The 15,130-nt window shown below is 38.2% G+C and carries 12 protein-coding genes; 8 read left to right on the top strand and 4 right to left on the bottom strand.

The features are described 5' to 3' along the window. Positions 1-33 precede the first annotated feature (33 nt). The 7 genes from AB7942_RS03080 (at position 34) to AB7942_RS03050 (ending at position 9,411) form a co-directional block, all read left to right on the top strand. The gene (locus AB7942_RS03080; RefSeq protein ID WP_369445731.1) at positions 34-258 is read left to right on the top strand and encodes a FeoA family protein; all 225 of its coding nucleotides are present in this window, start codon (positions 34-36) and stop codon (positions 256-258) included. After that, positions 258-2,261 carry a ferrous iron transport protein B gene (gene feoB / locus AB7942_RS03075; RefSeq protein WP_369445730.1) on the top strand — a complete coding sequence of 668 codons (2,004 nt, stop codon included), beginning with the start codon at positions 258-260 and terminating at the stop codon, positions 2,259-2,261. Before AB7942_RS03080 ends, feoB begins: the two co-directional genes overlap by 1 nt. A 21-nt stretch (positions 2,262-2,282) precedes the next feature. After that, on the top strand, positions 2,283-2,438 hold the full coding sequence (locus AB7942_RS03070; protein WP_369445729.1) for a FeoB-associated Cys-rich membrane protein: 156 nt from the start codon (positions 2,283-2,285) through the stop codon (positions 2,436-2,438). A gap of 110 nt (positions 2,439-2,548) precedes the next feature. After that, positions 2,549-3,004, top strand: a complete 456-nt coding sequence (locus AB7942_RS03065) for a helix-turn-helix transcriptional regulator (protein ID WP_088085971.1) — start codon at positions 2,549-2,551, stop codon at positions 3,002-3,004. Positions 3,005-3,157: 153 nt separating this feature from the next. Further along, positions 3,158-5,206, top strand: a complete 2,049-nt coding sequence (locus AB7942_RS03060) for a transglycosylase domain-containing protein (RefSeq protein WP_369445728.1) — start codon at positions 3,158-3,160, stop codon at positions 5,204-5,206. Between the two features lie 435 nt (positions 5,207-5,641). After that, positions 5,642-7,399, top strand: coding sequence for an ABC transporter ATP-binding protein (locus AB7942_RS03055; RefSeq protein ID WP_369445727.1), 1,758 nt, complete (start codon positions 5,642-5,644; stop codon positions 7,397-7,399). Beyond that, on the top strand, positions 7,396-9,411 hold the full coding sequence (locus AB7942_RS03050) for an ABC transporter ATP-binding protein (protein ID WP_369445726.1): 2,016 nt from the start codon (positions 7,396-7,398) through the stop codon (positions 9,409-9,411). The genes AB7942_RS03055 and AB7942_RS03050 overlap by 4 nt, the downstream gene beginning before the upstream one ends. Before the next feature lie 214 nt (positions 9,412-9,625). Here AB7942_RS03050 and AB7942_RS03045 read toward each other — a convergent pair whose 3' ends face one another. Further along, on the bottom strand, positions 9,626-10,246 hold the full coding sequence (locus AB7942_RS03045) for an NAD(P)-dependent oxidoreductase (protein ID WP_369445725.1): 621 nt from the start codon (positions 10,244-10,246) through the stop codon (positions 9,626-9,628). A 380-nt stretch (positions 10,247-10,626) separates the two neighbouring features. On the opposite strand from AB7942_RS03045, the gene fumC reads away from it, so the two are divergent. Beyond that, the gene (fumC, locus tag AB7942_RS03040; RefSeq protein ID WP_369445724.1) at positions 10,627-12,009 is read left to right on the top strand and encodes a class II fumarate hydratase; all 1,383 of its coding nucleotides are present in this window, start codon (positions 10,627-10,629) and stop codon (positions 12,007-12,009) included. 76 nt (positions 12,010-12,085) lie between these two features. Here fumC and AB7942_RS03035 read toward each other — a convergent pair whose 3' ends face one another. The 3 genes from AB7942_RS03035 to AB7942_RS03025 all read right to left on the bottom strand — a co-directional run bounded on the left by AB7942_RS03035 (position 12,086) and on the right by AB7942_RS03025 (position 15,041). Next, a complete protein-coding gene (locus AB7942_RS03035; RefSeq protein WP_026566044.1) occupies positions 12,086-12,289 on the bottom strand; it encodes an alpha/beta-type small acid-soluble spore protein in 204 nt (67 codons plus the stop codon). A gap of 634 nt (positions 12,290-12,923) precedes the next feature. Beyond that, positions 12,924-14,024, bottom strand: a complete 1,101-nt coding sequence (locus tag AB7942_RS03030) for an ABC transporter ATP-binding protein (RefSeq protein WP_369445723.1) — start codon at positions 14,022-14,024, stop codon at positions 12,924-12,926. Positions 14,025-14,129: 105 nt separating this feature from the next. After that, positions 14,130-15,041, bottom strand: a complete 912-nt coding sequence (locus tag AB7942_RS03025) for a PucR family transcriptional regulator (protein ID WP_369445722.1) — start codon at positions 15,039-15,041, stop codon at positions 14,130-14,132. Positions 15,042-15,130 lie beyond the last annotated feature (89 nt).

The raw sequence follows: 15,130 nt of genomic DNA, 5'->3' as shown, positions 1-15,130 counted from the left end.
TCATTCTCAATTAACATAGATAGGGTGATATAAATGTTCGGATTGTTAAAAGCAGGGGGTAAAGGGAAAATCGTTAATCTTTCTCAAGTTGGTCTCCTAGTGCAAAGACGTTTACTTGACTTAGGGATCACAGAAGGCTCAGAAGTGAGTGTGAAGTGTGTGATGCCATTTGGCGGGCCAGTTATGATTGAATCATGTGGACAATGTGTCGGTATCCGCCGTAGGGAAGCAGTTCAGATTGAAGTGGAGAAAATATAATGGAAATCGCTCTTATTGGAAATCCCAATACTGGGAAAACTTCATTGTTTAATAATCTAACAGGATCCTATGAGTATGTTGGTAACTGGAGCGGCGTAACCGTTGAAAAGAAAGTTGGTATTTTTAAAAATAATATTGGCCATTTAATTGATTTACCAGGTGTGTATACACTTAATCCGCTGTCAAAGGATGAAGGAGTGGTTACATCCTTCTTTTTGAATGAATCCGTTGATCGCCTGCTAAATATATTAGATGCTTCACAATTAGAACGTAATTTACATTTGACCTTGCAATTGCTAGAGTTTGAAAAGCCTGCCCTTATTGGACTTAATATGATTGATGTAGCGAATAAGCGCGGGATTCAAATAGATGCAGGAAAGCTTTCAAAGTTTCTCGGGGTGCCAGTCGTTCCGGTGGTGGCAAGAAGCGGTAAAGGCTGTGACAAACTAGTAGATGTCATCTCAACAAAATCAATCCAGCCTGTCAAAAAGAACCTCGTTTACTACGGAAAAGAGGTCGAAGAAGCGATTGTGACATTGACCGGTATGTTAAATGGAAAAACTGGACTTTCTGCACGCTTTCTAGCGATCCAATATTTTGAAGGAAATGAATACGTCAGAGACTATTTAAATAGCAGTGTAGATGTAACTAAGCTAACTACTATTACGGCAAATCTTGAATCAATATTACAGAAACAATATGATGTAAAATCTTTAGCCAACTATATTTATCAAAAAAGAAAAGAAGTAATCGAGAAGATTTTCGCGGAAGTTGCTAGGAAAAGTAATTCAGATATTCCTCTTTCTGAAAAAATTGACAGTATCGTTACGAATCGGTTTTTAGGAATGCCAATTTTCTTATTGCTCATGTATTTTATGTTTATGTTGACTTTTGATTGGCTCGGAGCACCATTATCTGATCTTTTGGATGGATTTTTAACCGGACCGATTACGGCAGGATTTGAGAAGGTATTAACTGCTATCCATGCCTCCAATTTTATTCATGAGTTAATTATTGAAGGCTTAGTTGCAGGGGTAGGCGGGGTTCTCGTCTTTGTACCGCAAATTTTTATCCTCTTCTTTTTTATATCTTTATTAGAAGATTCAGGGTACATGGCTCGAGTCGCATTAGTAATGGACCGGATTATGGAATCAGTTGGCTTAAATGGAAAGGCATTTATCCCAATGATGATTGGTTTTGGTTGCAATGTACCAGGAATAATGGCAGCAAGAACAATTGAAACACCAAGGGAGAGGCTGTTAACCATTTTACTAACCCCGTTAATGTCTTGCTCGGCACGATTACCGGTATATGCACTATTCGTTGGAGCGTTTTTTGCAGGAAATAAAGCATTGGTTGTCCTTAGCCTGTATGTACTTGGCATCATTGTTGCGTTAACCTTGGCAAAAGTCTTTTCTTCTACTGTACTTAAATCAGAAACTTCATTATTTGTTATTGAACTGCCACCCTACCGACTGCCCCAATTTCAATCACTTTGGAGAAGTACATGGGATAAAGGGAAAGGATTTGTAAGGAAGGCTGGAACATTTATTTTTGCTGGTTCTGTCTTTATCTGGCTGCTATCATATGCGGGTCCCAATGGTTTAAAGGTTGACATGGATGATAGTTATTTAGCGGCAATTGGAAATGTTATTGCGCCAATTTTTGATCCGATTGGTTTTGGAACATGGCAGGCATCCGCTTCGTTAATTACTGGATTCTTGGCAAAGGAAGCAATTATTTCTACCATGAATATCATCTATTTTGTTCCGAACGATGCAAGTCTGCAAGGTTTATTGGCAGATTATTATACACCGCTTGCAGCTTATAGTTTTATGGTTTTTATATTGTTATATATTCCATGCTTAGCGACGGTTGCAACAATCTATAAAGAAACGAATTCAAAGAAATGGACAGCTTTTTCAATGATCTATGCATTTGCTATTGCGTATGTCCTCTCTTTGATTATCTATCAAGGTGGCAAACTGTTTGGACTTGTGTAATTCTTAAAAGAGGTGGAGCAAATGATTGCCAATATTTTGATAGGGGCAGCTATTTTTGGATACGCGAGCTGGGCCTTAGTTAGGTTTATTCATAAATCGAAAAAGGGAAAATGCGGCGCATGTGAATTGAAAGATTCATGTTCTAGCAAGTGCGGCATCCCTCCTAAAATACAATAATTATTAAAAGACTGCTATCCATGAGGTAGCAGTCTTTTAATGATAATATTTGAATGATATGACAATCTAGTGTAAAATTACACTAGTTGCAATTGAAGGAAGGGCTGAACGTGACCAGGGATGAAATTATGATGCAGGTTTCTGAAAAACTTCGTCTCATACGAACCGAAGCAGGTTATACTCAGGATAAAATGGCAGAAATCATTGGTGTCTCAAAGAAAACACTTGTTCAAATTGAGAAAGGCAGAGTTCTTGCCAACTGGTCTACCGCTGTTTCGATTTGCGCTCTTTTTCGTGAAACGGAAACAGTCCAATTCTTATTTGGAAATGAACCGCTCGAAGTGTTAGAAACGGTTGCCCGCGAAGGAATAGATATTCGTAAATCAAAAACGTTTGGCGGCAGGATCTGGTGGAGAGTATTATCAAAGAAAAACGGTTATATTCTTCAACAAAATATTCTAAGTAAACATTTTCGCATCTTAGATGAAAGAAATTACCGCATCTTTAGCAGTATTGATGAAAAGCTTTCAAGACAACGCTTTAAAGAATTGACAAAAAATGAATAAAAGACATTGAAAAGATGGGAATTCTGCCCATCTTTTTTCTTTTTTGTGGAATACTAATCGGTGGAGTTATCTTTCATAGAAAACCATCATAAAATCAACCCCATAATCAAAAAGTATACCTGTTATAGATTACAGTTAAAGGATGTTTTTCATTTGGTATTTAAAGATAAAGTTAGTGCCATTTTTACAAATTGGAAAAAGTGGCACTTACTACAAATATTAGTGCTATCAGTATTGGTTCTCGTCTTAAGTTTTTTCGGTCTTCTTTATTATTTTTCCAAGGATGCAGATATTTCTGGACTTAAAAACGAGCTGCCCCAAGCAACTGTGTTTTATGATGTAAACGAGGATGTAGCAAGTAAAGTGTCGTCCAATAAAAATGAAGGCGTCTCAATCAAGCAGGTCCCTGATTCAATGAAAAATGCCATCATTGCCATTGAGGATCATCGGTTTTATCAACATAAGGGTGTCGATCTAATTGGAACCTCTAGGGCACTCATCCGTGACTTAAAAGCAGGGGGAATGGTCGAAGGCGGCAGTACCATTACTCAACAATTGACAAAGAATACTCTACTTACATCACAAAAAACTTTAAACAGGAAGATGGAGGAAGTTTTTTTAGCACTGCAAATTGAACGGGAGTATTCGAAACCCGAAATCCTCCAAATGTATTTAAATCAAATCTACTTTGGAAATGGTGCATGGGGAATAAAAACTGCCGCCAGCAAATATTTTGCCAAAGAAGTGAAAGACCTATCAATCAGTGAATCTGCCTTACTCGCAGGGTTAATTAAAGCGCCATCTGCCTTAAATCCGTACGAACATATGGAGAAAGCGACTGAAAGGCGAAATGTAGTATTAACTCAAATGCGAAAACAAGGGTATATTTCGAGTCAGCAATATGGGAAGGCGAAGCATGAAAAAGTGGTTTTGAACGATAGGGGAGGGGACCCGTTCCGAGGTAAATTCCCATACTATGTTGATCAGGTATTAGATGAAGCAATCAACCAATATGGCTTATCACAGGATAAATTACTAACAGGCGGCTATCAAATTTATACAGAGCTGGAACCGGCGATGCAAACAGCAATGGAAAAGACGTATCAAAATGATACATTATTTCCAGAAGGAAAGGATCGCCTTATACAGAGTGGCGGAGTATTAGTTGATCCAAAGACAGGCGGGATCAGGGCCATTGTTGGTGGTCGAGGGAAACACACCTTTAGGGGCTATAATCGTGCTTCAAAATTAGAAGCACAGCCAGGATCCTCCTTTAAGCCATTAGCTGTTTATACACCTGCGCTGGAAAATGGCTGGAAAATCACCGATATGTTAAAGGACGAACCGATGAATTTTGGCGATTATCAACCGAGTAATTACGATCATCAATATGCTGGAGAAGTACCGATGTACGAAGCCGTAAAAGAATCAAAAAATGTTTCAGCAGTATGGTTATTAAACGAATTGGGAATCCAAGAAGGATTAGATTCTGTAAAACGTTTTGGAATTTCATTGGACAAAAATGACCGTAATTTATCACTTGCCCTAGGAGGCTTGCATAAAGGTGTTTCTCCTTTGAACATGGCTGAAGCCTTTGCTGTTTTTCCGAATCATGGTGTAAGAGTGAAGACCCATGCAATCAAGAAAATTGTTGATGTAGACGGGAATGTAATCGCCGAGTGGAAAACAAAAAAGGAGCGAATCACTACAAAAGCTGTTACCGATAATATGACAACAATGCTCCTTGGTGTAGTTGAACAAGGAACAGGAAGTGCTGCACAAATACCCGGCAGAGAAACGGCAGGGAAAACAGGTTCAACTCAAGTTCCTATCAAGGGAATCAATGGTGTAAAGGATCAATGGTTTGTGGGTTATACACCACAGCTGGTTGGTGCCATCTGGGTTGGCTATGATAAAACAGATGCCGAGCATTATATAACTCCTACTAGCAATAATGGTTCTGCGGTTTTTTTTCGTGAAGTGATGACGGAGGCACTAAAGAATGCGCCATCGGAAAGCTTTAATGTCCCACATATTGCTTCATTGATAGAGAAGAAAAGGCAGGAAGAAGAGGCGAAGAAACGGGGTAATATCCAAGAGAACTTTAATAATGAGGTTCAGAAATGGGAAGAGAAGTGGAATAAGCAAAAGGAAAAGTGGAGGAAGAGGTGGAAGAATAAAGGGAATAGTAAGGGTCACTAATATTTTTATCGTAATAGACAATAGATAAAACAATTCTGAAAAATGGGAATTGACTTTTAAATAAACTGGTGATAATCTAACAAAGGAAGAAAAAATAGGAAAGGGAGGGTTACAAAAATGATTAAATTCAATCAAGCTTTTTTACCAATTGAATATTTGAATGTAACCTGTCCTGAAGAATTTTCCTGTTAATTTTAGACGCGAAAATTAATAAATGACAAAAACACAGGTTACGTTTTATTTGATACGTAATGTGTGTTTTTTAGTCCCTTTTTTTAAAAGGAGGCATACTGCACTACTGCGGTATGTCTTTTTTTATAGATAAAAGTGCTTAAAGGGGAGGTAAATTTGATGGGGAATTTAGAATTAGTCAGGATTGGAAAGACAACGGAGGCGCTAGAAGGCGGATAGTAAAACATAAGGGGGCATTCAGTTATGTTTGCGGTATTAAAAAAATTAAGTTGGTTTTTTAGAGAAAATTGGCAACGATATGTGATCGCAATAACGCTATTAATATTAGTCGGTATATTGGATGTGATGCCGCCAAAATTAATTGGAATGGCGATTGATGATATTCATGTCGGTATTATAAGTAAAGAGAAAATTCTCAGGTACCTCGGTATCCTTTTATTAATCATGGTGTCATCCTATGCGGTCACCTATGTATGGATGTATCGTTTATTTGGGGGGGCCTTCCTCGTTGAAAGGAAACTCAGGTCTCGATTTGTCAAGCACTTATTAACAATGACCCCGGGATTTTATGAAAAAAATCGAACAGGGGACTTAATGGCACGTGCTACAAATGATTTAAAAGCCATCTCCATTACAGCAGGTTTTGGGATTCTAACTCTAGTGGATTCTAGCGTCTGGATGTTAACTTTGCTGTTGACAATGGGACTTTTCATTAGCTGGAAGTTAACATTAGCGGCCATTATCCCGCTGCCAGTTATGGCCATTTTAATGAAAATTTATGGAAAAAGAATTCATACTCGCTTTATGGAAGCTCAGGATGCCTTTGGTGAATTGAATGACCGGGTGCTTGAATCTGTCGCAGGAGTTAGGGTCATCCGTGCTTATGTTCAAGAAGTGGCAGATAGTAATCGGTTTCATCAACTCACGGAGGATGGTTACCATAAGAATATTAGGGTTGCAAAAATTGATGCCTTATTTGATCCCACGATAAAGGTGCTTGTAGGAATAAGCTATTTAATAGGTCTCGGGTATGGTGCTTATTTGGTTTTCCATCAAACGATTACATTAGGCAATCTGGTTTCCTTTAATGTGTATTTAGGGATGCTGATATGGCCAATGTTTGCTATTGGTGAGTTAATCAATGTGATGCAACGAGGGAATGCCTCACTAGGCCGTGTGAATGAGACACTTAATTATAAGGTAGAAGTCGGCAATCCACTCGAACCTGTTGCAATCGCTACAGCGGATCGTATTGATTATCAAAAGGTAACCTTCAGGTATCCATCTTCTAAAAATGACAATCTAAAAAATGTGGATGTTAAACTTCTTCAGGGGCAAACATTAGGAATTGTAGGTAAAACGGGCTCAGGAAAGACCACCTTTATTAAGCAGTTATTAAGGCAATATCCACTTGGCACCGGTGAGGTATCCATTTCAGGGGTATCATTAGAGGAACAAACCTTGAATCAAGTCCGCAACTGGATTGGTTATGTGCCCCAAGATCATGTCTTGTTTTCTCGAAGTGTGAAAGACAATATTCTTTTCGGCAGGACAGATTCTAGCGACGAAGAGTTAGAAACAGCCATAGATTTAGCGGCGTTCCGTAAGGATCTTGAAATGCTTCCAGAAGGATTAGCTACGCTCGTAGGAGAAAAGGGTGTGGCCTTATCAGGAGGACAAAAACAACGGATCTCGATTGCCCGCGCGCTTATCAAAAATCCAGAAATCCTAATTCTCGATGATTCCTTATCAGCCGTTGATGCGAAAACAGAAAAACAAATTATTGATAATATCCGCCTAGTAAGAACAGATAAAACAACCATTATTACCACTCACCGAATGTCTGCTATCCAGCACGCAGACCATATTATCGTCCTTGATGAAGGCAAAATTATTGAAGAGGGGACACATGAACAGCTCATCGAACAAGATGGGTGGTATAAGGAACAATTTATTCGCCAACAGATTGCAGGTAAGGTTGAGGAGGGGGTATCAGCATGACAACTGGGAAGCGATTAACCAGGTATGCTTTTACTTATAAAAAAATTATTATAGCGGCATTGCTTATGCTGACCATTTCTGTCGGAACCGACCTTGCAGGACCGTTTATTGCTAAAAATATTATTGATCAGCATATATTAGGGATTGAATCTGTTTGGTATGAAACGGCAAGGGGCAATCGGGCAGTGAATTATGACGGTAAATTTTACACAAGAGAAAAATATTTATCTAAATCAGAACAAAAGGGAAAACAAATTCAAATTTTGCAAGTCGGTTCCAAGTTCGTTTTCATTGACCAAAAACTTGAATTTGATGGGAAGAGAAGCTTAAAAGAAGGAATTTTGGAGATTAAAAATGGTGTGCGAAAGGCAGAGTATCAGGCGAAAACCCTAAAGGGGTCTGAAACATTGTCCTTTTACGAGCCAGAGATTCCAGCTATCTTTCAACTATTGGCCATCTATTTTGGACTCTTGGTTATATCAGCCGTTTTTCAATACGGTGAACGTTTTTTATTACAAAAATCAGCCAACCGCATTATTCAAAAAATGCGCGAAGATGTCTATGGTCAGATACAACGGCTGCCGATTCATTATTTTGATAATTTGCCTGCAGGTAAAGTGGTAGCAAGAATCACGAATGATACAGAAGCAATCCGTGAGTTATACGTAACAGTTCTTGCTACCTTTTTTACTAGTGCCATATATATTACCGGAATATATGTTGCCTTGTTTATTTTGAACGTAAAGCTTGCAGCGATTTGTTTATTGTTATTGCCGATTTTATATGTATGGATGTTAATTTACCGGAAGTATGCTTCTAAATATAACCGAGTCATCCGGTCCAGGAATAGCGATATAAATGCAATGATCAATGAGTCTATCCAAGGGATGAGTATTATCCAAGCATTCAATCGTGAAAAAGAATCAAAAGCAGATTTTGAAAAAATTAACCATGAACATTTTACGTACCAGAATAAGCTATTAAGTTTAAATGCATTAACCTCTCATAATCTGGTTGGGATATTAAGAAATCTCATTTTTGTGGCATTTATTTGGTATTTCGGGGGCCAGGCACTGAATACTTCTACTATCCTATCACTTGGGATGCTATATGCCTTTGTTGATTACATCAACCGCCTTTTCCAGCCTGTTCAGGGGATTGTCAATCAATTGGCTAATTTAGAGCAGGCACTTGTGGCTGGTGAACGAGTATTCAAGTTGATGGATGAGCCAGGGGAAAATGTTAGTGGTGAGCGGATTGCTCGTTATAAAGGGAATGTAAGATTTGATCATGTTTCGTTTGGCTATAAAGAAGGAGAATTCGTGCTAAAGAATATTGATTTTGAAGCGAAGCAAGGTGAAACAGTTGCCCTCGTTGGTCATACAGGTTCAGGAAAAAGTTCGATCATGAATTTACTTTTCCGTTTTTATGATTGTCAAAAGGGGAAAATTACGATTGATGGAAGGGATATTGAATCCATCCCACGTCAAACGATCCGAAATCATATGGGCATCGTTTTACAGGATCCCTATTTATTTACAGGAACGATTGCTTCTAATGTAAGTCTCAATGATTCTTCGATAACGAAAGAAAAAATCGAGAAAGCATTAAAGGATGTTGGAGCAGAAAAGGTATTCAAAAATTTAGAAAATGGGTATGATGAACCTGTTCTTGAGAAAGGAAGCACCCTTTCGAGCGGGCAGCGGCAGTTAATTTCTTTTGCCCGCGCGCTTAGCTTTAATCCTGCGATTCTAATTCTTGACGAAGCCACTTCTAGTATTGATACAGAGACAGAAGCAGTGATTCAAGAGGCTATGGATGTCCTGAAAAAAGGGAGAACAACCTTTATCATTGCCCACCGGTTATCAACGATTCGAAATGCCGATCAAATTATTGTACTGGATCGAGGGGTGATTGTTGAAAAGGGCACACATGATCAATTGATGGAGAATAAGGGGAAATATTATCAGATGTATCAACTTCAGCAGGGCAGCACAGATCTAGCAGGATAGAAAAATGGCCTCTTAACGAAATTTGTTAAGGGGCCATTTTTTCACAAGATAAGTATAAGTTTTTGAATCTAGACAACTTTCTAGCTCCAGCGCCTAGTGTACTTCGCCCTTTTCCCTACGATAAGTCAACATCGGATCGCTAGCGCTCTCCGTGTTTCCTTTATCTCAGTCAAAGTGCTCAGACTACGCCGCTAAACGGGCGCTTGCACTTTTCTTAATAAGTAAGTCCCACTCGCGAGCCAATAAATTGATTGTTAAAAAGCTGCTTAAATACGAAATCAGCCGTATCATAAATCGAGATGGAAGAAGGATGATCAGGTAGAAAGTCTTTTTCATACCTGTAATCTCCTTTTCTTTCACCTACAGGTAAGTAGGTGGGACATACAACCGTCCAATCAAGTCCAGAATCTTTTAGCATTAAATAGGCTTTTAAGTGTTCCTCCGCATCACGAGTGCTTTTCCTTTTCGACTCAGATGATTGAAAACGATATAAATGTGGGGCAGAACGAGCCTGTAGAATTCCTGCTGTACCAATTGTAATAATTCGTTTTATTTCCTGCTCTTTCATATGTTTAATGATTAATGGCATCGATTCAGACAGTGTGGTGGTGCCATTTGTATTTAATGCACTAATAACCACGTCTGAACCGGTTAGGCTATTCGTAATGTCTGTTTCATTTAGGACATTACCTGTCTTAACCTTAAGACCTGCACCAATATTGTTTAGCTTTTTCATATCTCTCACTAGTGCAGTTACAGAATGTTGCTGGGACATAGCATTTTCTAAAATGATCGTGCCTACCCTGCCCGTTGCACCAAAAAGGCAAATGTTCACAAAATGTTCACCTCTTAGTCAATAATGTGTAATAATCATCACTTGTCAAACCCGCCGCTTGTGATATTTTAAAAATGTTTAAGTATTTAAATAATTTCGGGGTGGGATGTATATGTCAGAGTATTCAGTAGTACTATTGATCGGTAGTTTTTTAATCCTTTCTTATTATATCGGATATACAATCATTAAACATTAAATTATTAACTGCAGACAAGTGTCTGCAGTTTTTTTATACTCTTTGTAACTTGTCTGTCGATTTCCGCTCCAATCAACATAGTGCCAAAATCAACATGGTATTAATAATAGTAATTTGATTAATAAAATGGATAGGAATGGGTATATATATTGAAGTATACGAATTTGTGAGGTGTGGATGACACGTGGAGAATTATCGAATCGAAAAAGATACGCTTGGTGAGGTTCGTGTGCCAGTAGATAAATATTGGGGTGCGCAAACACAACGAAGTAAGGAAAATTTTAAAATTGGCACCGAAAAGATGCCATTGGAATTAATTTATGGTCTGGTTTTTATTAAAAAAGCTGCCGCAATTGTCAATTTTCAATTAGGAAAACTCAGCGAAAGGAAAATGAAAGCAATCATAAAAGTATGTGATTCCATTCATAACAGAGAGATAGATGAACATTTTCCATTGGTAGTTTGGCAAACAGGCAGTGGTACTCAATCCAATATGAACGTCAATGAAGTCATTGCCAATCGGGCGAATGAATATTTAAAAGAGCAAGAAGCCAATCTTGAAAAAATCCATCCGAATGATGATGTCAATATGTCGCAAAGCTCCAATGACACCTTTCCAACAGCAATGCATATTGCTGCCTATACAAAAATAGTTGAGGATCTCCTTCCTGCTATTTCAGAATTAAAAAACACGCTACTTGTAAAAGAGAAGGATTTTTCAAAAATAATCAAAATAGGGAGAACTCATTTGCAGGATGCAACACCACTAACGCTGGGACAAGAGATCAGCGGATGGAGGGTAATGCTTGAAAAATGTGAAAGGATGATAACAGAGGCAACCCAGTATCTGCTTGATTTGGCGATAGGAGGGACAGCGGTTGGTACAGGAATCAATGCTCCCTCACAGTTTGGAGACAAGGCTGCCGAGCAGATTTCCATGCTTACAGGTTATCCATTCCGTTCCTCTGGGAATAAATTTCACGCATTAACAAGTCACGATGAAATTGTTCATGTTCATGGGGCGCTAAAAGCTTTGGCAGCTGATTTAATGAAAATGGCTAATGATGTCCGCTGGCTTGCTAGTGGGCCGCGCAGTGGAATCGGTGAACTTAGCATTCCCGCAAATGAGCCAGGGAGCTCAATTATGCCGGGGAAGGTTAATCCTACTCAGAGTGAAGCGTTGACGATGATTGCGTGCCAGGTTTTTGGGAATGACGCCGCCATCGGTTTTGCGGCAAGCCAAGGGAATTTTGAGTTAAATGTGTTTAAACCAGTTATAATTAATAATTTTATCCAATCAATCAGGCTCCTTTCGGATGGAATTATTTCTTTTAATAAAAATTGTGCCTTAGGTCTCCAAGCAAATGAAGAAATGATCAAAGAGCATGTAAACCGATCTTTGATGTTGGTTACAGCGTTAAATCCTCATATTGGCTATGAAAAGGCAGCAGAAATTGCCAAACTTGCTTATAAAGATAATTGCTCATTAAGGGAAGCTGCCATAAAAATAGGTTATGTTACAGAAGAACAGTTTTCAAAATGGGTCATGCCTGAAAATATGATTTAAACAAAATGAAAGCCCCCTCCAAAAGGAGGGGGCTTAGCCATAATATTTATTTGTATTTACTGGGTTTTTCTAAAAATTAGCGTTGGAATCCGCCAAGTTGAGACTCTGCCATTGCTACAAGACGCTTTGTAATTTCTCCTCCAACAGATCCGTTGGCACGTGAAGTAGTGTCAGCACCAAGATTTACACCAAATTCTGAAGCAATTTCATACTTCATTTGACTAAGAGCTTGCTCGACGCCTGGTACTAGAAGTTGATTAGAGTTGTTGTTACTTGCCATAGTTGAATAACACTCCTCTTAATAAGTTTGGGGTCAGTATGGAATTGAACCATAATGGAGATTAAACCATTGCCGCCTTGGCCTAACCCATGTTATCAATATTACCTTTGATAAGCTTCTACAAATTGGAGATTCATTCATTGTCTTTTGTTTGGTTGGATGAGTCGGACTTGCACCGGCTATTACCCTTTTTGGTTTCATCCATCGTTGTAAGTAGGTGTTGCTTGCTTTGTAATACTTATTATGATTAAAACGGAAAGACTTATTCGAGAATTTAATTGGTAATTGATTCCATCACATATGGTTTGCAAGTTAACACAAACTAAGAATATCAACTAAACAAAAGGGTGATTTGTATGTCTGTATGCCCAATATGTAATGGTTTTCGGGAAGCTTACTTATTATGTACAAGTTGCGGTGAACCTATGATGGAGAGTGGACGTCTGATGGATTTTTATGATGATTATAGTCCATACATGGAAATAGATCTAATGAAGATGGAGGATGGGTATCCTGATACAAATTCAGGTCAAAAGTGTCCCCATGTGTATCGATGTCCTTCCTGTAATAAAGAAGAAGTATTCTTAATAAAAGAATAAGCCCCGTTTCGTAAACGGGGCTTATCGGTTCTTATTTATGGGCGGATTCTTGATTCTGTTTCAACATCAAAGAAGTGTGCTTTGTTCATATCAAAAGCTAGTTCTAATTTATCCCCAGGATGAATATCTCCACGGGAATCAACTCGGGCTACGAAATCTTGGCCGCCAATGCTTGAATAGATCATTAATTCTGCACCAGTTAACTCTGCAACATCAACGTTAGCATTAATTTTTGTACCTGCAGACGCATCAATGAAAACTGGCTCATCATGAATATCTTCAGGGCGAGTTCCAAGAATGATTGATTTTCCAATATAGCCTTGTTCACGAAGATATTTCATTTTTCCTTCTGGAACAGCTAAAGATGTTTTTCCAATCACAAATTTTCCATCTTCTAGTTTTCCGTTAAAGAAGTTCATTGCTGGAGAGCCGATAAAGCCACCGACAAAGACATTCTCAGGCTTTTCATACACTTCTTTAGGTGAACCAACTTGTTGAATGACACCATCCTTCATAACAACTAGTCGAGTAGCCATTGTCATTGCTTCAGTTTGGTCGTGCGTAACATAGATAGTAGTTGTATCTAAGCGGCGGTGAAGTTTTGCAATTTCAGCACGCATTTGAACACGAAGCTTTGCGTCTAGATTTGATAAAGGTTCATCCATTAAGAATACCTTTGCATCACGAACAATGGCACGTCCTAATGCTACACGCTGACGTTGTCCACCAGACAGAGCTTTAGGTTTACGGGTTAAGTAAGCCTCTAAACCAAGAATTTTTGCAGCATCTTGTACACGACGTTCAATTTCATCTTTAGGGAACTTGCGCAGTTTTAAACCAAATGCCATGTTATCATATACAGTCATGTGTGGATAAAGCGCGTAGTTTTGGAAAACCATGGCGATATCACGATCTTTCGGTGCTACGTCATTCACTCTTTTACCATCAATGTAAAAATCACCTTTTGAAATATCTTCAAGACCAGCAATCATTCGAAGAGTAGTAGATTTTCCGCACCCAGATGGTCCAACAAATACGATAAATTCTTTATCCTCAATATGTAAATTGAAGTCTTGAACAGCGGTTACTTTATTATCATAAATTTTATAAATGTGATCTAATTTTAACTCTGCCATTAGTAATTCCTCCCTTTATCTTGTTAACAATATTGTACAATTAGAGGGCGAAAATCAGTATGGACAGAGTGCACAAAGATTGAAAGCGCTTTTTTGGGCAGATTGTTACTTTTCTAGACTCTGCTCAAATAGTAAACACGCTAAAAACACTGTAAAGGCACCGTAAAAATCCTTTAATTGGATTCCAGATTTATCGATGAATTTATCGATCCGGTATTGAAGTGTATTTCTATGAATATACAATTTTTTTGCCGTTAAGCTGGCATTTAAATTATTCTCAAGAAAGACTTTTATTGTTGAATACATCTCTGTGTCTTCATTAAATACCCCAAAGATTACTTGATTGACCATTTGTTTTAAATCAGCCGGCAAGTGATAAGCTAAATAGGCTGGGAAAACACGCTCAAATGTAAAGATATTCAAGTGGTTCACAAGATTCGCAATCCCAAAAGAGAAGTATTCTTTCTCCTGAAGATATTTTGCGCGGAGTTGATTGGAAAAAGGATGGAACTTTCCGAAAAAAATAGAAATTTTTACATAAAAATCGCTTTCTAATGTTTCAGTCATTGAAATCAAATCTTCTTCTGTCAGAGCAATTGCGCTGCCTGCTTCAATGACAATACCTCGATTGCTGTTTTCCCAGATGACTATGACTTCTTCAGAAAAAAAACCTTTTAAGGCAGACTCAATTTCGCTTTGATTCGTATCATCGCTGTTAAATTGAAACTGAATGAAACGAAGATACGTCTCAGGTTTATACGTCGGGAGAGGACCATCCAATAATAAATAGGTATCCCATCCCTTCGCAGCGGAATTACTCGCAGGATTTTTATATTCAACTAATTGGTAAATTGTTTTAAGAAGGGTTAATTCCTTTTCAGTTACCACAGCTTTAGGAATAGCGATCCATTCGTTTTCAATCTCATTATAGAAGAAATAAAATTGTTCAGAGGGATTCACTGGCTTATCTGGAAACAAAATGGAATTCTCATAAATAGACAATAATTTTTTTAACATGGTTGATTTCCCCGTTTTTTAATATTTACTTGATTCATTTATTATACAGTAGTTGATAAAAGCAAGAAAATAATAAAGGCTAGCCATTG

It is taken from the genome of Neobacillus sp. BF23-41 (assembly GCF_041106275.1).
The sequence above is the reverse complement of the archived record's forward strand: the minus strand, read 5'-3'. Positions and strand labels throughout refer to the sequence as shown.